16 protein-coding genes are annotated in these 17,963 nt (G+C 59.2%); 4 read left to right on the forward strand and 12 right to left on the reverse strand.

Going from position 1 to position 17,963, the window contains the following annotated elements:
* Positions 1-34: 34 nt before the first annotated feature.
* The 5 genes from ACQKKX_RS07910 to ACQKKX_RS07930 all read right to left on the reverse strand — a co-directional run bounded on the left by ACQKKX_RS07910 (position 35) and on the right by ACQKKX_RS07930 (position 3,567).
* Positions 35-766: an amino acid ABC transporter ATP-binding protein gene (locus tag ACQKKX_RS07910; protein WP_427570119.1), complete on the reverse strand. Its 732-nt coding sequence runs from the start codon at positions 764-766 to the stop codon at positions 35-37.
* A 78-nt stretch (positions 767-844) separates the two neighbouring features.
* The gene (locus tag ACQKKX_RS07915) at positions 845-1,486 is read right to left on the reverse strand and encodes an amino acid ABC transporter permease (protein WP_427569994.1); all 642 of its coding nucleotides are present in this window, start codon (positions 1,484-1,486) and stop codon (positions 845-847) included.
* A 10-nt stretch (positions 1,487-1,496) separates the two neighbouring features.
* Positions 1,497-2,165: an amino acid ABC transporter permease gene (locus tag ACQKKX_RS07920; RefSeq protein ID WP_427569996.1), complete on the reverse strand. Its 669-nt coding sequence runs from the start codon at positions 2,163-2,165 to the stop codon at positions 1,497-1,499.
* 21 nt (positions 2,166-2,186) lie between these two features.
* Entirely contained in the window at positions 2,187-2,630 is a 444-nt protein-coding gene (gene aroQ, locus ACQKKX_RS07925; RefSeq protein WP_427569998.1) for a type II 3-dehydroquinate dehydratase, read from the reverse strand.
* A gap of 106 nt (positions 2,631-2,736) precedes the next feature.
* Entirely contained in the window at positions 2,737-3,567 is an 831-nt protein-coding gene (locus tag ACQKKX_RS07930) for a transporter substrate-binding domain-containing protein (RefSeq protein ID WP_427570121.1), read from the reverse strand.
* A gap of 194 nt (positions 3,568-3,761) precedes the next feature.
* Here ACQKKX_RS07930 and ACQKKX_RS07935 point away from each other — a divergent pair, with 194 nt between their 5' ends.
* From ACQKKX_RS07935 to ACQKKX_RS07945, 3 genes are all read left to right on the forward strand, one after another.
* Entirely contained in the window at positions 3,762-5,651 is a 1,890-nt protein-coding gene (locus ACQKKX_RS07935; protein ID WP_427569999.1) for a bifunctional sugar phosphate isomerase/epimerase/4-hydroxyphenylpyruvate dioxygenase family protein, read from the forward strand.
* Positions 5,652-5,760: 109 nt separating this feature from the next.
* Entirely contained in the window at positions 5,761-6,435 is a 675-nt protein-coding gene (locus ACQKKX_RS07940; protein WP_427570001.1) for a GntR family transcriptional regulator, read from the forward strand.
* Between the two features lie 3 nt (positions 6,436-6,438).
* A complete protein-coding gene (locus ACQKKX_RS07945; protein WP_427570002.1) occupies positions 6,439-7,149 on the forward strand; it encodes a GntR family transcriptional regulator in 711 nt (236 codons plus the stop codon).
* Between the two features lie 100 nt (positions 7,150-7,249).
* Here the strand turns inward: ACQKKX_RS07945 and ACQKKX_RS07950 are convergent, their stop codons facing one another.
* From ACQKKX_RS07950 to ACQKKX_RS07975, 6 genes are all read right to left on the reverse strand, one after another.
* Entirely contained in the window at positions 7,250-8,404 is a 1,155-nt protein-coding gene (locus ACQKKX_RS07950) for a mandelate racemase/muconate lactonizing enzyme family protein (RefSeq protein ID WP_427570004.1), read from the reverse strand.
* A gap of 24 nt (positions 8,405-8,428) precedes the next feature.
* On the reverse strand, positions 8,429-9,637 hold the full coding sequence (gene manD / locus ACQKKX_RS07955) for a D-mannonate dehydratase ManD (RefSeq protein WP_427570005.1): 1,209 nt from the start codon (positions 9,635-9,637) through the stop codon (positions 8,429-8,431).
* 4 nt (positions 9,638-9,641) lie between these two features.
* Positions 9,642-11,333: an ABC transporter ATP-binding protein gene (locus ACQKKX_RS07960; protein ID WP_427570006.1), complete on the reverse strand. Its 1,692-nt coding sequence runs from the start codon at positions 11,331-11,333 to the stop codon at positions 9,642-9,644.
* Positions 11,333-12,481, reverse strand: coding sequence for an ABC transporter permease (locus ACQKKX_RS07965; RefSeq protein WP_427570008.1), 1,149 nt, complete (start codon positions 12,479-12,481; stop codon positions 11,333-11,335). The genes ACQKKX_RS07960 and ACQKKX_RS07965 overlap by 1 nt, the downstream gene beginning before the upstream one ends.
* Positions 12,478-13,464 carry an ABC transporter permease gene (locus ACQKKX_RS07970; protein WP_427570010.1) on the reverse strand — a complete coding sequence of 329 codons (987 nt, stop codon included), beginning with the start codon at positions 13,462-13,464 and terminating at the stop codon, positions 12,478-12,480. Before ACQKKX_RS07970 ends, ACQKKX_RS07965 begins: the two co-directional genes overlap by 4 nt.
* Before the next feature lie 76 nt (positions 13,465-13,540).
* A complete protein-coding gene (locus ACQKKX_RS07975) occupies positions 13,541-15,478 on the reverse strand; it encodes an ABC transporter substrate-binding protein (RefSeq protein WP_427570011.1) in 1,938 nt (645 codons plus the stop codon).
* A gap of 161 nt (positions 15,479-15,639) precedes the next feature.
* Between ACQKKX_RS07975 and ACQKKX_RS07980 the strand changes: the two genes are divergently transcribed.
* On the forward strand, positions 15,640-16,332 hold the full coding sequence (locus ACQKKX_RS07980) for a GntR family transcriptional regulator (RefSeq protein ID WP_427570012.1): 693 nt from the start codon (positions 15,640-15,642) through the stop codon (positions 16,330-16,332).
* A 92-nt stretch (positions 16,333-16,424) separates the two neighbouring features.
* Here ACQKKX_RS07980 and ACQKKX_RS07985 read toward each other — a convergent pair whose 3' ends face one another.
* Positions 16,425-17,864, reverse strand: coding sequence for a M20 family metallopeptidase (locus ACQKKX_RS07985; RefSeq protein WP_427570014.1), 1,440 nt, complete (start codon positions 17,862-17,864; stop codon positions 16,425-16,427).
* Positions 17,865-17,963: the final 99 nt, after the last annotated feature.

A 17,963-nucleotide genomic window follows, 5' to 3' on the forward strand; every position in this document is an offset into this window, starting at 1 on the left:
CCATCCTACCATGCGGCTGCGAACGGAAATCGCATCAGTGCCTGCCCAGAATTTCGCCGAGGAATTTTCTCGTGCGCTCGTGTTTCGGGTCGGAGAAGAAGTCGGCTGGCGCCGCCTCTTCCACAATGGCGCCGCTCGCCATGAAGATGACGCGGTCCGCAACCTGCCGTGCAAAACCCATTTCATGGGTAACGCAGATCATCGTCATTCCCTCTTCGGCGAGCGCGATCATCGTATCGAGCACTTCCTTGACCATTTCGGGATCGAGCGCCGAGGTGGGCTCGTCGAAAAGCATCACCTTGGGGCGCATGCACACGGCGCGCGCGATCGCCACACGCTGCTGCTGACCGCCGGACAGTTGAGCCGGGTATTTTTCAGCCTGCTCTGAAATCTTCACTCGTTCAAGCAACTGCCGTGCGCGCTCCTCGGCTTCTGCCTTGTCGAGGCCCAACGCCTTGACCGGTGCCAGCATGCAGTTCTGCAGCACGGTCAGGTGCGGAAAGAGGTTGAATTGCTGGAATACCATGCCGACTTCGCGGCGCACCGCGTCGATTGTCTTCGTCTGGTCCCTGAGCAGGAGACCACCGACATGGATCTCGCCCTTCTGGTAGGCTTCCAGATGATTGATGCAGCGGATCAGGGTCGACTTGCCGCTGCCCGATGGACCGCAGAGCACGATCTTCTCACCCTTGGTCACCGACATATTGATGTTGTCCAGCGCCTGGAAGGCGCCGTACCACTTGCCGACGCCGGCCATGGTGATCATGCGCTCGGGGCTGGCGTCTGCGGTGGAAGTCTGGATCATCGCTTGAAACTCCATGAAGGGCCAGGCCGGCACGCCGGCCTATCGATTGACCGCAACGAATTTGCGCTCGAGATGGGCGCCGTAGATCGTCAGCGGGCAGCACATCAGGAAGTAAAGAACCCCCACCACACCGAAGACCGTCAGTGGCTGGAATATCTGGTTGGAAATGATGTTGCCGGCGCGCGTAAGCTCGGTGAAGCCGACGATGGAGGCGAGCGAGGTTCCCTTGATGAGCTGGACCAGAAAACCGATCGTTGCCGGCAACGAAATGCGGATCGCCTGCGGCAGGATGACGTCCTTCATCCGGGAAACGTAGCCGAGCGCCAGTGCCTTGGCCGCTTCCGATTGACCGCGCGGAACGGCTTCGATTGAACCGCGCCAGATTTCGCCCAGGAAGGCGCTGGCGTGCAGCGTCAAGCCAACGGAAACAGCGGCCCAGGCATCCATCTGGATGCCGATCAGCGCCAGTCCGTAGTAGACCACGAACAACTGCATCAGCAGAGGCGTGCCCTGGAATACGGCAATATAAGCCGCCGTCAAACGTTCGACAAAGCCGATGCCTGATGTTCTGGCCAGCGCCACGACGAGCCCCGCCACGCAGCCGCATACGAAAGCGACTGCAGAAAGCGCGACCGTCCATTTCAGCCCGGCCAGGAGAAAAAGGAATTCCTCGCGTCCCATCGAATCCCCCTTACTTGACCGGATAGCTGAAGTAGCGCGACGAGAAGAGCGCGAAGATGCGCATCATCAGCCAGGACATGACCAGATAAAGCCCCGTCACGGTGAAATAGACCTCAAAGCTGCGGAAGCTGTCGGATTCGATCCGCTGCGAAACGGAGGTCAGTTCATAGGCGGAGATTGCCGAAGCGATGCTGGTTGTCAGCGTCAACAGGACGAACTGACTGGTGAGCGATGGGTAGATGGCCCGTAGCGCCGGCTTGAGAATGATCAGCCGGAAAACCTGGGCCTTGTGCAGGCCGAGCGCCAACCCGGCTTCCATCTGTCCTCGGGAGATCGACTGGACGCCGCCGCGGATGATCTCGATGGCATAGGCACCGCCGTTGATGCCAAGCGCAATGATGGCGGTCGGCGTCGGGTCCAGCCGAATGCCTGCCAGTGGCAGGGCGAAATAGATGAAGAAGATCTGCACCAGAAACGGCGTGTTACGGATCAATTCGACAAATCCGATGACCATCCAGCGCAGGGGCCTGAAGGGCGACTGGCGCAGGATGACACCGCCGATACCGATGATGATGGCAAGCAGCATGCCGCCGAAGGCGAGCGTAAGCGTGCCAAGGCAGGCCCAGAGCAGGTTCGGCAGGCCGTCGATGACGGGTGTGAAGTCCAGAGCGTAATTCATGACACCTCCTAGCCCAACGCTTCAGACCGAGCCGACCATGCCGGCCATGGCCTGGATCGCAAGCTCATACCCCACGGCGCCGAAGCCCATCATCACTGCGGTTGCGGTCCGCGAAACCAGCGAATTGTGGTAGATGCTTTCGCGCGCATGGACGTTGGAAATGTGCAATTCGATCTTTGGGCCGTCGAAGGCCTTCAATGCATCCAGCAAGGCGATGGACGTGAACGTGTAGCCGGCCGGATTGATGATGATGCCGCAGGCGTTCTTGCGCGCCTCATGTACGGCCTCGACAAGCTCGCCTTCAAAATTGGTTTGTCGGAAGTCGACCGACAGGCCCAGGTCGGCCGCCCTCGTCTCGCAGGCTTTGCGGATGTCGCTCAAGGTCGTCGTGCCGTAGATCGCCGGTTCGCGCTCGCCCAGAAGGTTGAGATTTGGGCCGTTAAGGACGAAGATCGTTTCGCTCATGGATAAAAGCTCCCCAGGCACCGGTGCCGCGGCATGACCGGGCTCCGGTGCAGGCATCCTTGCAGGACGCGCTTGCGTGAGGTGAGTATGGATGAAGAACCGGAACTCACTTCGCGGTGAATGAGATGCCTTCCAGGCTCGTGGGGAACTCCGGAACCGGAACCTTCATCCACTTGTCGTAGATTTTCTGCAGTTCGCCGTTGGCCTTGATCTTGTCGATAAACGCGTTCACCGCGGCATTGATCTCTTTCTCACCCAACCTCGTGCACGCGCCATTGTAGAGCTTCTGGAACTCGAGCTTGTTTTCGAATTTGCCCGGAACGGCCTTTTCGACGCGGTCCAGGTAGAAGATGTTGCCACCAAGCGCATCCGCCTGGCCGGAAGCAAGAGCCTGAACGCTGGCCGCGTCTCCATCGTAACGGCGGATCGTCGCAGACGATGGCGCGTTCTTGGTGACCTGCGTATCCTGGGCCGCGCCCTTGGCGACGCTGATGGTGAGGCCCGCCATGTCCTCGTTGGTTTTGATCTGCTTGTCCTTGGGACCAATCAGAACGATGGCGTTGGCGTTATAGGGCTGGCTGAACTGAACGGCTTTCGCCCGGTCCGGCAGCATCGCCATGGTAGCGAACAGGATGTCCACCCGACCGGAGGTCAGAGCCGGGATCCGGTTGTTGACTTCGAGCGGGACGAACTCAACCTCGACGCCCAGTTCCTTTGCGAAGAGTGCGCCCATTTCGGCGTCAAAGCCGTCCTGCTTGCCTGCGCTGGTGACGAAGCCCCACGGCGGGTTATCGCCCTGTATGCCAACCACCAGCTTGCCCCTGGCCTTGATTTCTTCAGGGGTGATGGCTGCCGCGGGCTGTGAAAATGTTGCTGCAGCGATGATCGCAGCTGCGCTCAACAGCGCATGCCGCCGGTTCAACTTGAATCCGAACATGGGGTCCTCCTCCGTTAGCCCAGGCCCTCCAGCTCTCCTCCAACTGGGTGGCACAATGAGAGACTGGCACAAGGGGCCTTCCATTTCAACATAGTTTTTCTATAATCTCCGACAAAACACGTTTTACCATGTGATCAAGGTCGGTGGTGCGGTGACAAGCCACTTGGTGAAGGCTCTTTGTGGAGGAGGAAGCAATGAAGACATCAATTGCCACCGTGTCGATCAGCGGCGAGTTCCCCGAAAAGCTGGCGGCGATCGCAGCCGCGGGTTTCGACGGGGTAGAGATCTTCGAGAACGACTTTCTGGCCTTCGATGGCAGCCCCCGCGATGTCGGGCGCATGGTTAGGGATCACGGCCTGGACATTACGCTCTTCCAACCTTTTCGCGATTTCGAAGGCATGACCGGACCGCTGCGCAGCCGGACGTTCGACCGCGCCGAGCGAAAATTCGATATCATGCAGCAACTTGGCACCGACCTTGTTCTGGTGTGTTCCAACGTTTCCCCGGCGTCGCTGGGCGGGATAGACCGCGCGGCGGACGATTTCCGGGAACTGGGTGAGCGCGCGGCCAAACGCGGCCTGCGGGTGGGTTACGAGGCGTTGGCCTGGGGTCGTCACATTCATGATCATCGTGATGCCTGGGAAATCGTGCGCCGCGCCGATCATCCGAACATCGGGCTGATCCTCGACAGCTTCCACACGCTCTCGCGAAAGATCGATGTCGGATCGATCCGGTCCATTCCGAAAGACAATATTTTCATCGTTCAGATGGCGGATGCACCGCTGATCGACATGGATCTGCTCTATTGGTCGCGGCACTTTCGCAACATGCCAGGAGAAGGCGACTTGCCGGTGAAAGAGTTCACCGAAGCCGTCGCGGCAACCGGCTATGATGGCTATCTGTCCCTTGAGATATTCAACGACCAGTTCCGTGGTGGCTCTGCGAGAACAATCGCGGCGGATGGCTACCGTTCCCTGATCTATCTTGGTGACCAGGTTCGCCGCAATCCTCAAGCCGGCACGCTGACCGTGGCGGAGATGCCGGATCGCGCGTCAGTCAAGGGAATAGGCTTTGTCGAGTTTTCGACCAACGAGGACGATGGAGAAAAGCTTGCCGACATCCTGGAAGTGCTGGGCTTTCGCAAGACCGCCCTCCACCGGTCCAAGAAGGTGTCCATATTTGAACAGGGCCGGATCCGTATCCTGCTCAACACCGAGGACCGCGGGTTCGCCGGTGCCTCCTTTGCCGTGCACGGCACCTCTGCTTATGCCGTTGCGCTTATCGTCGATGATGCCGCGCAGGCCCACGAGCGTGCGGTGGCACTCGGTGCAGAGAACTTCGATCAGGCGGTCGGGCCCGGTGAAGTCAAGATTCCCGCGATCCGTGGCCTCGGCGACGGCGTGATCTACCTGATAGACGAGAAAAGCGAGCTTGGCCGGTTTGCGGAGATCGACTTCAAACCTGTTCCGGATGACGGTAGCCGGTCAACGGCGCACCTCGCCCATATCGATCATGTCGCCCAGACTGTCGCCTACGACGAAATGCTGACCTGGCTTCTGTTTTATACGTCGATATTCGACGCCGCCAAGACGCCGATGGTCGACATCATCGATCCGTCCGGCGTGGTGCGCAGCCAAGTGGTCGAAAACACGTCCGGCAGCCTGCGTCTGACACTCAACGGGGCGGAAAACCGCCGCACGCTTGCGGGTCATTTCCTTGCAGAAAGGCTGGGTTCCGGGATACAGCATCTGGCCTTCCATACCGAAGATATCTTCGCGACCGTGGCTGCCTTGCGCGATAACGGTTTTGAACCCCTCCCCATCTCGCCGAACTATTACGGGGATATAGAGGCGCGGTTCGGGCTCGATCCTGCCCTGACCGAGCGATTGAAGGCCGACAACGTCCTTTACGACCGTGACGATCACGGCGAATATTTTCAGCTCTACAGCAAAACCTTTGGCGAAGGGTTCTTCTTCGAAGTCGTACAACGCATCGGCTATCGAGGCTATGGTGCAGCCAACGCGATCTTTCGGATTGCCGCGCTGAAAAAGGCACTAAGGCCGGAGGGCCTGCCGCAGATTTGAGGTTGAGGGAACGATATAGGCTATCCTCGGCTACGCGTTGCGATCCTGACGGGCTTACAACGGGCGATCACGCGATGTATGGGAACCGAATAACCTCTGAGATGAGCACATGCTGTCAGCGTCGCTGAACGAAACCGTTGCCGAAGGCGGCTACAAACGGATACGCGCCGATATAATATTCGGCCGTCTTCTGCCTGGCCAGAAGCTGAAACTCGAGAAACTCAAGGAAACCTACGAAACAAGCGTCAGCACCTTGCGGGAAATTCTCAACCGGCTTGCGTCCGAGGGACTGGTGGTGGCCGAAGGTCAACGGGGTTTTTACGTCACGCCCATGTCCTCCGGCGATCTCAAGGAGATTGCCGCGCTTCGGCTGTTGCTGGAAACGCATGCTTTGGAACAGTCCCTCGAAAAGGGTGATGTGGACTGGGAGGCAAGGCTGATATCCGCGCATTACAAGCTTTCACGTATGGAAACCGTCATGGCCAACGGAGACACGAGCCAGACCGAAGACTGGAAAAGGTACGACTGGGAGTTTCACCAGGCGTTGATCTCCGCCTGTGGGTCTAGATTGCTCATGGAAACGCATGCTGCGGTGTTCGACAAGTACCTGCGATATCAGATGGTCGCCCTCTCCTATCGCGGCCAGATTGCCGCCGATGAACACAAACGTCTTCTCGAAGCGGCCCTGGAGCGAGACCAGAAGACGGCAAAGAAAATCCTTCACCTGCACATCCATGGCGGCGTCGAGCATGCTTTGGCGCGCGAACCTTCACTCGGAGTCTGAGGCATGGGTGAACCCGTGTTGCGCGAACGCAATCAGGACAGCGAGTTGAAAGAAACCGGGAGTGAGGCTGTTTTTCAGCGGCTTCGGCAGGACATCATTCTCGGCAATCTCCAGCCCGGCTCAAAGATCAAGCTCGAGCAGGCCCGCGACCGATATTCCATCAGCATATCGTCTTTGCGAGAAATTCTGTGCAGGCTGACGGCGGAGAACCTCGTTGTTGCGGAAGGCCAGCGGGGATTTGAGGTCAGTCCGGTATCGCGGCAGGAGCTGTTGGAGCTCGCCGATCTGCGGATCGTTCTCGAATGCCATGCGATCGGACTTTCCTTCTCGGCCGGGGATCTTGAATGGGAAGGTTCGATCGTCGCCGCCCATCACCGACTGGCAGCTGTCGAACGGACGCTTCTTGCAGGCGACACGTCCCGAACCATAGACTGGGTGCGGAAGGATTGGGAGTTTCATCGTGCGATCGTTGCTGCGAGCAATTCGACAACGCTTCTGCAAAACCTGTCGTCCGTGTTCGATCGGTTCCTACGCTATCATATGCTCGCTGGCAGCTTCCGGGGTAAGGCGGTCGTGGACGATCACAAGCTGCTTTTCGAGCGAGCGCTTGCGCGAGACGCCGATGATGCCAGACAGATCATAGCGAACCATGTGCAGCAGGGTGTCGAGCATATTCTCAGCGTTCCAGGCTGCCTTGCGAAAGGCATGGGATGACGTGATTTTAGCCGGCATTGCCGGTCCGTTCTCGCGCAACGAGCGGACGAGATCCCGCTCATGGCCCGTATCCGGCGTCGCAGGCCGCTCAGCCTCAAATCTACCAGTTCGTCACGGATCCGTCCCGGCGTTTCAGGTGCGGCGCTTCCCAGAATTCGAAACTCTGCCTTGCCAGCAGTTCCTCGTTCACCTCGATGCCAAGACCGGGCGCATCGGACACCGGATAGAAGGCTCCTTCGAGCTTCGGCTGGACGGGGAAGAAATCGGAATTGTCGAAGCCGAGATGGGTTTCCGCCGGGCTGCTGCGGGTCTCGAGCCATGAGAAATTCGGCACGGCGGCGCAGAAATGCACGGTTGCGGCCGTGCAGACGGGCCCGAGCGGGTTGTGCGGCATCATGTCGACATAGTGGGTTTCGCTCCACGCCGCCACCTTCATCGACTCCGTCAGTCCGCCGACATTGCAGACATCAAGACGATTGAACTGGTGGATATCCCGTTCGATATAGGGCTGGAACTGCCATTTGGACGAAAACTCCTCGCCGATCGCGAAGGGCACATCCGTCATCCGTCGCAAGGCCTCGTAGGCGCCTGGGCTCTCGTCGCGGATCGGTTCCTCCAGGAAATCGAGCGTGCCGGACGGCATCTTCTGGCAGAAGCTTGCCGCCTCGGCTACCGTCAGCCGGTGATGATAATCGATGCCGAGCACGACATCTCCCCCCAATTCCTCGCGGGCCTTCACCAGCCATTTTGCCGTCGTGGCGATATGCTCCCGCGGCTCATAAATCTCCTTTTCCTCGTGACCGGAAGGAGACAGCCGCATGGCGGTCCAGCCGTGATCGACCAGCATTTTCGCCTGCTCGATCATTTCCGGGCCCGGCGCGGCAAAGGTGGTTGCGAATGTCGGAATACGATCGCGTTGCTTGCCGCCAAGAAGCTCATAGACCGGCACGCCAAGCGCCTTGCCCTTGATGTCGTGCAGTGCGATGTCGATAGCGGAGATTGCCGCCTGCAACACGCGGCCGCCTTCGAAATACTGGCTGCGATAAAGCTCCTGCCAGATGGCTCCGATCCTGAAGGGATCGCGCCCTTTCAGACATTCCGCATAATGCTCCAATGCGCCAACGACAGCCTTTTCTCGGCCGGAAAGCCCGCTTTCGCCCCAGCCGAAAATGCCCTCGTCGGTCTCGATCTTGACCAGAAGCTGGTTACGGATACCGACCTTGACGGCATAGGTCTTGATGGCGGTGATCTTCATCGTCACTTCTCCCTGCCCTATCGCCTACCAGTGCCACAGCGTGCCGTCTTCCAGACGGTTCACCGGCAGATAGGCGCGCTCATAGGGAAATTTCGCTGCAAGCTTCTCATCGATATCGACGCCATGGCCGATCGCTTCGCCCGGATGCAGATAGCCATCATTCAGGCTCCATGCGCCGGGAAAGACCTCGAGGATCTGCGGCAGGTAGCCGGAATATTCCTGGATGCCGAAATTCGGAACCCAGAGATCGAGATGCAGATTGGCGCCGAGGCAGATCGGCGACATGTCCATCGCGCCGTGGCAGGCGGTGCGGACATTGTAGATGCTCGCGAAATCCATGATGCGGCGCAACGCGGTGACGCCGCCGGCATGCACGCAAGTGGTGCGAATATAATCGATCAGCTGTTCCTCGATCAGCAGTCGCGCATCCCAGATCGTGTTGAATACTTCACCGACCGCGAGCGGCGTCGTGGTATGCTTGCGGATCAGCCTGAACCCTTCCTGGTGTTCTGCGGCCACCGTGTCTTCCAGCCAGAACAGGCGCGCGAATTCGAGATCCTTGCCCAGCCGCGCTGCCTCGATCGGTGTCAGGCGATGGTGGCTGTCGTGCAAAAGCTCAACGTCCCAACCATGCGTTTCGCGGACAGCCTCGAACAGTTTTGGCATGTGACGCAGGTATTTAGAGGTCGACCAGACTTCCTCGTGCGGAAAAGCATCATCGACAGCGTTATTCGTTACTGTCTTGGCGCCGGTGCCATAGACATCCGGCAGGCCGGGAATACCGCACTGGACGCGCACGGCCCTGTAACCTTCATCGATCCGCCTGCCGACGGCTTCGACGGCTTCCGCGATATTGGTGCCCTGCGCGTGCGTGTAGCACAGCACTTTCTCACGGCTGGCGCCGCCAAGAAGCTGGTAGAGCGGCATGTTCGCCGCCTTGGCCTTGATATCCCATAGGGCGGTGTCGATACCGGCAATCGCCGCCATCGTGACGGGTCCACGACGCCAATAGGCGCCCCGATAGAAATACTGCCAGATATCCTCGATGCGTGACGGATCACGGCCGATCAAAAGCGGCACGAGATGTTCTTCCAGATAGGCGACAACCGCCTTTTCGCGCCCGTTCAGCGTCGCATCGCCTACACCCGTCAGTCCTTCGTCGGTAAAAATCTTCACCGTCACGAAGTTGCGGCCCGGAGAGCAGACAATGACTTTTACATCGGTGATTTTCATGAATTTATCCGTTTACTGAAACAGGGTTGGCGACATAGCGGACACGATGGTGCAACCGCCTGTCGCGCGGATCGGGATGGGGAATGGCAGAGAGCAGCGCGCGGGTGTACTCATGCGCCGGGTTGTTGACGACCTGATCGGTATCGCCGGCCTCGACGATCTTGCCGCGATACATGACCGCAACGCGGTCGCACATGTAGCGGATCACCGACATGTCGTGTGAGATGAACACGTAGGACAGACCAAGCTCGTCCTGAAGCTTCATCATCAGGTCGAGTATCTGTGAGCGAAGCGATACGTCGAGCGCGGAGGTCGCTTCATCTGCGACAATCAACCGTGGCTTGACGGCGATTGCCCGCGCGATGCCGATACGCTGGCGCTGGCCGCCGGAAAAGGCATGCGGATAACGCTCTCGCCAGGCAGGTTCCAGCCCCACTTGCTCCATCAGTTCGGCCACGCGCTCATCGAGTTCCCTGCCCTTCATGCCGGCAAGTTTGAGCGGTTCGGCGATGATCTGGGCTACCGTCTTGCGTGGGCTGAGCGAGCCAACGGGGTCTTGAAAGATCATTCGCACCTCGCGGCGAATTTCCTTCAACTGGGCACTTTGCGCCCTGCGAAGATCGATGATGCTGCCATCCGGACGCCGATAGTTGATATGGCCGTCTTGCGGATCGTAGATGCGCAGCAGGCATCGCCCCATCGTCGTCTTGCCGGAACCCGATTCCCCAACAATGCCGAGCGTCTCTCCGGCTCGAACGGTCAGCGAGACACCATCAACAGCCTTCAGACCCGAGGGGAATGTAAGCGACATGTCCCGCACCTCGAGAAGCGGCACGGCATCGGTCGGGATCGCTGCGCGTTTCAGCCGAATATCGGCCTTGCTTTCCAGCCGGACGACGGAGCCGATCAGCCGCTTGGTATAGTCATCCTTGGGAGCGTGAAAGACCTCTTCCACGCTGCCATGCTCCATCACGCGGCCGCGATACATGACGAGCACCTCGTCGGCAATTTCCGCCACCACGCCCATGTCATGGGTGATGAAGATCACCGCCATGCCGTGGCTCTGCTGCAGCTTCTTGATCAGGTCGAGGATTTCCGCCTGGGTGGTGACGTCGAGTGCCGTGGTCGGCTCGTCGGCGATCAGCACCGACGGATTGCAGGCCAGCGCCATGGCGATCATCACACGCTGGCGCATGCCGCCTGAAAATTCGAACGTGTAACGATCGATCGCCTGTTCCGGTCGCGGGATCTCCACCTGTTTCAAGAGTTCCAGCACGCGCGCGCGCCGTTCCTGTTTCGGCGTACCGAAATGGATGCGCAGGGCTTCGCCGATCTGCTCGCCGATGCGGTGGACGGGCGAGAGCGAACTCATCGGTTCCTGGAAGATCATGGCGATCTCCTGCCCGCGGACAGCGCGGATCTCCTTGCCGCGCGGATCGAGCTTGGCAAGGTCGATGGATGATCCGTCCTGTCGCGTCAGAACAATGGAGCCGCCTTCGATCCTGCCGGGCTTGTCGACGATCTGCAGGATCGATCGCGCCGTGACCGATTTTCCCGATCCACTTTCGCCGACGACGCAAAGCGTCTTGCCTCGTTTCAGCTCGAAGGAGACGCCGTCGACGGCCTTGAACGTGCCGGTGCGGGTCTTGAAGTAGGTACGAAGGTCTTCGACCTTGAGGATTATGTCACTGGTCATCAGGCGTTCTCGTAAGGGTCGGCCGCATCGCGCAGTCCATCACCAAGGAAATTGAGCGACAGCACCGCGATCACGATGGCCGCGGCCGGCGTGAAGAGCAGCCAGGGTGCCTGCGCCACAGCGCGGATGTTCTGCGCTTCCTGCAGGAGAACACCCCAGGAAATGATCGGCGGCTGCAGCCCGATACCGAGGAAGGACAGAGCGGTTTCGGCAAGGATCATCGTGGGGATGGCAAGCGTGACGGTGGCGATGATGTGGCTCATGAAGGAGGGCACAAGATGGTGGAAGATGATGCCGAACTCGCTCATGCCATCCAGCCGCGCGGCGGTGACGAAATCCTCATTGCGCAGCGACAGGAATTTGCCGCGCACTTCTCGCGCAAGGCTGGTCCAGCCGAGAAGAGAGACGATCAGGGTGATGACGAAATAGGTTCGAAGCGGCGGCCAACCGACCGGGATCGCGGCCGCAAGCCCCATCCAGAGCGGAATGGTCGGGATCGAGCGCAGAAGCTCGATGACACGCTGGATCACCACATCGATCCAGCCGCCGAAGAACCCGGAAATGCCGCCGATCGCCACGCCGAGGACAAGGCTCATGGCGACGCCGACAAGACCGATCGAGAGCGAGATGCGCGCCCCGTAGACGACACGGGAGAAGATGTCGCGCCCCAGACGATCCGCACCGAAAACATAAAGGCTGTCGCCGGGACGTGCGTTGACGAGCCCGAACAGCTTGGTTTCCATCGGAATGAAGCCGGCAAGCGTATAGGGATCCGACTTCACGAAGAAGCCGACGGCAAGCGGCTTTGTCTGGTCTGCCGTGAACTCGCGCCGCATCGACTGCGTATTCAGCGTCATTTTCAACTGATCGACATGCGGCATGAAGGCGCCTTCATGGATCAGCGACAGGCCCTGCGGCGGCGCATAGGTGAAACGGGCATTGGTCGCGTTCGGATCGAACGGCGCAATGAATTCCGCAAACAGCGCGACCAGATACATGAAGGCGATGACGACCAGGCTTGCCAGCGCGATCTTGTGTTTCTTGAACTTAAGCCAGAACAGCCGCCACTGGCCGGCGACGGCGATATCCTTGCCGCGCAGGTCGATCACGGCGTCCGTATCGGAAGGGATCTGGGTCATGTCGGTCATTGCAGTCTGATCCTTGGGTCGGTCAGCGCGAGCAGGAGGTCCGAGATCAGGGTGCCGATGATGGTGAGCACCGAGATCAGCAGAATGAGGGAGCCGGCGAGATACATGTCTTGCGCCAGAAGTGCGCGCAGCAGCAGTGGACCGGTGGTCGGCAGGCTCATGACGACGGAGACAATGATCTCGCCAGAGATGACGGCGGGCAGGATCCAGCCAAGTGTCGAGATCAGCGGGTTGAGCGCCAGCCTGACAGGATAGCGCATCAGCAGTTCGAATTCCGACATGCCTTTCGCCCGCGCCGTGGTGACATAAGGCTTGGACAGTTCATCGAGCAGGTTGGCGCGCATGATACGCACCAGCGCCGCAAGCGACCCCAGACCGATGACGATCACCGGCAGCCAGACATGGCTGGCGAAATCGACGAGTTTGCCAAAACTCCAGGCCGCATCGGCATATTGGGGAGAGAACAGCCCGCCAACGCTTTGGCCGAACCATGCCGACATCAGATACATGGCCGAGAGCGCCATTAGAAAGTCAGGCACGGCAAGGAAAAAGAAGGCAAGAAATGTCGCCACGTAATCCTGGATCGAATATTGCCGCACCGCCGACAGGATGCCGATCGGAATGGCAACGGCCCAGACGAAGCAAAGGGTCAACAGCGACAGGAGCAAGGAGAAGCCCAGCCGGCTCCAGATCAACTCGGTAACGGGCTTGCCGAGTTCGAACGAAATGCCGAAATCGCCATGCAGGATAATGCCCACCATCCATTTGTAATACTGGACATACATGGGCTGATCGAGGCCGTAGCGCTCGCGCATGGCGGCAAGCGTGCCGGCTTCGACGGCGCCGCCCTGGGCGGCCCAGTCGGCCATCAGCGTCGTCAGGTAATCCCCTGGCGGCAACTGGATGATGGCGAAGGCGATGATCGATACGGCGAACAGTGTCGGAATAGCGAACACCAGCCGCTTGGCGATATAGCGAAGCATGGGCAATGACCGATTAGGGGAGCGGTGCGACCGGGAGCGCAGGACTGCCGGCCGCGGGAAGGATCATCGAGATCGTCTATTGCGCCTTGTCGAAATACCACTGCGACAAGGTCGGCGCCGGATGCCACAGGTTACCGGTGATCGGAATACCGTCGACGACATTCTTCAGATCCTTGGACACCATCATGTATTTTGGCATCGGACGGGAAATGCCGATATTCAGGAAGTTCTGAGCCGAAAGCGTCAGGAACTCCTTCATGCGAGCCTTGCGGTCTTCATCATTGGCAGACGCGTTGACCTTGTCATAGGCCGCCATCAGCGCCTTGATCTCTGCCGGCGGTTCCTCGCCCGTCTGCGGGTTGGCGTACCATTCCGCCCAACGAACGGCGAAGAAGATATCGGCCTTCTGGAACGGCATGTAGCAGCGCGGATCGGTGTAGACTTCGTTCAGCCCGCCGACGCAGTTCCAGATATAGGCGTCCTGCTCGTTGGCGTTCCACATGGTGTTGAGACGGGCGCGATCTGTGGTGCGGATCTGGATGTCGATGCCCACCTGCTTGGCATATTCCTGCACCATTTGCACGATGTCGGGATAGGACAGGCCGAAGGCATCAGCGACCATGAAATTGATCGTGAAACGCTTGCCGGTCTCGTCGAGACGGTAGCCCTGTGCGTCCTTGTTCGGCATGATCTTGTCGAGCGCAGCCTTGGCAGCTTCCGGATCATATTCCGTGTACTGCGTCGCTTCCTTCTCGTTGAACAGTTCATGCTCCGGCTGAACCGCCACCTGCGCCGGGGCACCCTGCCCGACATAAACCAGATCGATGATTTCCTGCCGGTTGATCGCATGGCTGAGCGCGATGCGGAAATCCTTGTTCTGGAAGATTTTCTTCTTCACCGGGTCTGTGGAGTTGAGGTTGAGCAGGATGACGGCGTCATTGGCCGGCAGATCCTTGACGTCCACGAAGCGGAAATTGCCGCTTTCCTGACCGTCAAACAGGACCGATTTGAACGTGGCATTGTTGATGTGGCGGAAGGCGAAGTCGAACTCGCCGGACGTCATCTTCAGCGCCATCAGCTGCGGATCGTCAAGCTTTGCCCAGGTGACATTGTCGATATAGGGCAACTGGTTACCGTCGGTATCGACCTTCCAGTAATAGGGATTGCGCTTGGCGGCGACCCGCTCGCCATCCGCATAGGGAATGGTCAGGATCCACGGGTTAAGCGTCGGCAGTTCGAGGTTCTGCCAATAGGCGGGCTGGAAGGTCAGCGAGACCTTGGAGTTGAACAATGCCACCCAATCGCCGGCGGCCGGATTGGCCTTCAGGAGATCGGGAATGCCGTCCTTGTTGTATTTTTCGTGGAACTGGCTGAGATAATGCTTCGGGTAGATGACCGGCAGGTGACCCTGACCATAGGCCAGTTGCTGCAGGAACAGGCCATAGGGCGAATCGAACTTGAACTCGACGGTCTGCTCGTCGATCTTGCGCACCTTGACCGGCTTTCCGGCAACGGTAAAGGTCGGGTTCTTGGCCGGAGAAAGGGCCGGATTCATGAACACGTCCTCGTACCAGAACATGATGTCATCAGCCGTGAAAGGCTGACCGTCGCTCCATTTCAGGCCCTTGCGCAGGGTGAACGTGTACGTTGTGGCGTCATCGGACGCAGTGAACTTTTCCGCAAGCGAGGGTTCCACCTTGCTCCATTTCGGATCCCAGCGGACAAGCAGTTCGTTTGCGATCGTACGTGTCAGATTGTACTGGTCGCCATTGGCAAGGATCGTGGTGCGCAGCGTGCCACCGTACTTGCCGACGCCATCCACCATGGTTTCCACATATGGATGTTCCGGAAGCCGCTCCGTCACGCCAGGCAACTTTCCTGCAGTGACCTGCTCGTCCAGTGCAGGCGCCTGCTTGTAATCGGCAGCCAGGGCCGTCAGGCTCGCGCCTGTCAGCGTAACCGTTACCATTGCGGCAGACAGGGCCAGGCGCTTGAGCGCCAGTCGATAATTCATGATCTTCCTCCTGACCGGATCCCCGGCTTTCCCAAACGCACCCTCCCAGGCGCGACGTCACACAAACGGTCACAGATCGTACATTATTTGTCAATATGCTTGTATGAAATTGCTATTATTGTTGATAGCGAGTTCACATCAAATGCATTAAAGCAAAGGTTATGAGCACGATTTCAAACCTTTTCGCTTCCGCCCCGGGTCATTCGCCGCATGTTGAAGAGGCTGGCGGGTCGGTCTACGAGCGTCTGCGCGACGACATCATTTCCGGACGTGTCCGGGCCAATGAACGGCTGAAAGTCGCGGAGCTTGCGGCGCGATTGGGGACCTCGACCAACCCTATTCGCGAGGCGCTGCAGCAATTACGGGGCGAAGGTTTCGTCGTCATGACGCCCAACAGGGGTGCGCGCGTCCGGCCTATCGACGAAGAATTCGTTCGTGACATCTGCGAAATAGAAATGCTCATCGAACCTGCGCTCACGCGCTGGTTCGTCGGCTTTGCGACGCGAGCGGATGTCGAGGAGCTGGAACGCATCCAGCAGGAGATCGAGGCGCTCAATTTCGGGGATGAGCTAAATCATTCGCATCTCGACCTGAGATTTCACCAACTGATGTACGACCGCCACTACAATCGGCATGCGGTCGAACTATGGGTGCGTCACCGCCACATACTGTGGGCAATCAGCCGCGGCTTTCCAACCTCGCTCAGCCGGCAATCCAATGTCCTGAGCGAACATCGTGAACTGATCGCCTGCATCAAGGCCCAGGATGCACAAGGCGCGGCCGATGCCATTGGTCGCCACGTCGAAGGGTCCGGCAGGCATATTATCGAGCGCATGAGGCTTCTGAAAAGATAAGCCTTACGCCCGCCCTTGTGGCGGCCTGGCATTATCCATTCATCCTCGGTCGGGACGTACGCGAGCGCGCGCTCTCAGCGCCAAAAGGCAAGTCAGGCGCTGCCGGGCAAAATATCGGAGGGAATCGGGCATATATACGCTTTACCGTCAGTCTTCTCCCTCCACTCCGCTTTCACCGATGCGAGAAGGTCCGGGGACGTCAACAGTGAAAGCCCTGTCGTTGCGATTGCCTTGGCGGCATGGGCCATTGCCTTGTGCGCCGCCGCGCTTTTGCCTTGCGCGACGACCTGCCACGTATGCGGATTGGTGCCGATCGCCCAGGCAGGGGTCCAGCATTGAGCGGTCGGTGTCACCCAGCTGACGTCGCCGACATCGGTAGAGCCGGCGCGGAAATGCGACTGACCTTCGAAATCACGCAATCCCAGATGCAGCGGCGTCGAGCCATCGACTTTTGCATTGGAAAACACATCGCTCTTGATCTGATACAGCCTGACGCTGCTTTTGATCGCTTCATCGGTAAACGTGTCCTGGATCGACTTGGCGAAAGCGAGATCTGCATCGTCGAACGCGATCGGGCCAAGCGCCACCATGTTTTCATGCATCGCGGTTTCGAGCGTGATGTTTGGCAGCAGATTTGTGGAGGCGGTGTCGAACACGATCTCTACCTCGGTCTCCGTCATCATCGCCGCCCCACGCGCGACCTTGTCGACGCGCTTTGCAAGCTCCAGCGCCTGCGGCATTTCCGGCGCACGCACGAGATAGAGAACTTCGGCCTGCGCCTGCACGACATTGGCGGCGCGGCCACCGGTGTCGGTTATCGCGTAATGGACCCGGCAATCCTGCGGCATGTGCTCGCGCAGGAAATTGACACCGACATTCATCAGCTCCACCGCATCGAGTGCCGAGCGGCCAAGATGGGCAGCATTCGATGCATGCGCGGCAACCCCCTTGAAACGGTAGTAATATTCGAGAACAGCGAGATTGTTGGTAGAGCGTACGCCGTTGAACGGCGCAGGATGCCATGTCAGTGCCGCATCGACATCATCGAAGAGGCCGGCGCGCACCATGAACGTCTTGCCCGAGCCGCCTTCCTCCCCGGGGCAGCCATAATAGCGGACGGTGCCGGCAATGCCGTTTTCATCGAGATGGCGGGCAAGCGCGATGGCCGCCATCAGCGAGCCGACGCCGAGAAGATTGTGGCCACAGCCATGCCCGGTGCCGCCGGCGACAAGCGGCCGGTGTTCGGCGACACCGTCAACCTGGCTCATGCGGGCCAGCGCGTCGAATTCGCCAAGAATGGCAACCACTGGCTTCCCTTGGCCGAACTCGCCGATAAAGGCGGTCTCCATGCCCGCAACGCCGCGCGTCACCGCAAAACCATTGGCTTCCAGCGTTTGCGCCAGAAGACCGGAGGATTGCTTTTCGTCGAATTTCAGTTCGGCGAAATCCCAGATGCTGTCGCTGAGCCTGGAGAAATCCGGTTTCATCTTTTCGATCATCTCGGCGATGGAGATCACGGCGTCGCGGTTCATGGGTTTCCTCTTGGGTCTGCTGGCGCCCGTTTTCGGACGCGTTTTTCCTGCCGGCAGGGGAACGGCCGGATCAGATATCGACAGGGGAATATGTGCCGC

Origin of the sequence: Neorhizobium sp. NPDC001467 (assembly GCF_050275975.1) — a bacterium.
Lineage (GTDB): Bacteria > Pseudomonadota > Alphaproteobacteria > Rhizobiales > Rhizobiaceae > Neorhizobium.

Coding starts and splice junctions, on each gene's coding strand:
- ACQKKX_RS07910 (WP_427570119.1), bottom strand. CDS start 766: ATGATCACCATGGCCGGCGTCGGCAAGTGGTACGGCGCCTTCCAGGCG.
- ACQKKX_RS07915 (WP_427569994.1), bottom strand. CDS start 1,486: ATGGGACGCGAGGAATTCCTTTTTCTCCTGGCCGGGCTGAAATGGACG.
- ACQKKX_RS07920 (WP_427569996.1), bottom strand. CDS start 2,165: ATGAATTACGCTCTGGACTTCACACCCGTCATCGACGGCCTGCCGAAC.
- aroQ (WP_427569998.1), bottom strand. CDS start 2,630: ATGAGCGAAACGATCTTCGTCCTTAACGGCCCAAATCTCAACCTTCTG.
- ACQKKX_RS07930 (WP_427570121.1), bottom strand. CDS start 3,567: ATGTTCGGATTCAAGTTGAACCGGCGGCATGCGCTGTTGAGCGCAGCT.
- ACQKKX_RS07935 (WP_427569999.1), top strand. CDS start 3,762: ATGAAGACATCAATTGCCACCGTGTCGATCAGCGGCGAGTTCCCCGAA.
- ACQKKX_RS07940 (WP_427570001.1), top strand. CDS start 5,761: ATGCTGTCAGCGTCGCTGAACGAAACCGTTGCCGAAGGCGGCTACAAA.
- ACQKKX_RS07945 (WP_427570002.1), top strand. CDS start 6,439: ATGGGTGAACCCGTGTTGCGCGAACGCAATCAGGACAGCGAGTTGAAA.
- ACQKKX_RS07950 (WP_427570004.1), bottom strand. CDS start 8,404: ATGAAGATCACCGCCATCAAGACCTATGCCGTCAAGGTCGGTATCCGT.
- manD (WP_427570005.1), bottom strand. CDS start 9,637: ATGAAAATCACCGATGTAAAAGTCATTGTCTGCTCTCCGGGCCGCAAC.
- ACQKKX_RS07960 (WP_427570006.1), bottom strand. CDS start 11,333: ATGACCAGTGACATAATCCTCAAGGTCGAAGACCTTCGTACCTACTTC.
- ACQKKX_RS07965 (WP_427570008.1), bottom strand. CDS start 12,481: ATGACCGACATGACCCAGATCCCTTCCGATACGGACGCCGTGATCGAC.
- ACQKKX_RS07970 (WP_427570010.1), bottom strand. CDS start 13,464: ATGCTTCGCTATATCGCCAAGCGGCTGGTGTTCGCTATTCCGACACTG.
- ACQKKX_RS07975 (WP_427570011.1), bottom strand. CDS start 15,478: ATGAATTATCGACTGGCGCTCAAGCGCCTGGCCCTGTCTGCCGCAATG.
- ACQKKX_RS07980 (WP_427570012.1), top strand. CDS start 15,640: ATGAGCACGATTTCAAACCTTTTCGCTTCCGCCCCGGGTCATTCGCCG.
- ACQKKX_RS07985 (WP_427570014.1), bottom strand. CDS start 17,864: ATGAACCGCGACGCCGTGATCTCCATCGCCGAGATGATCGAAAAGATG.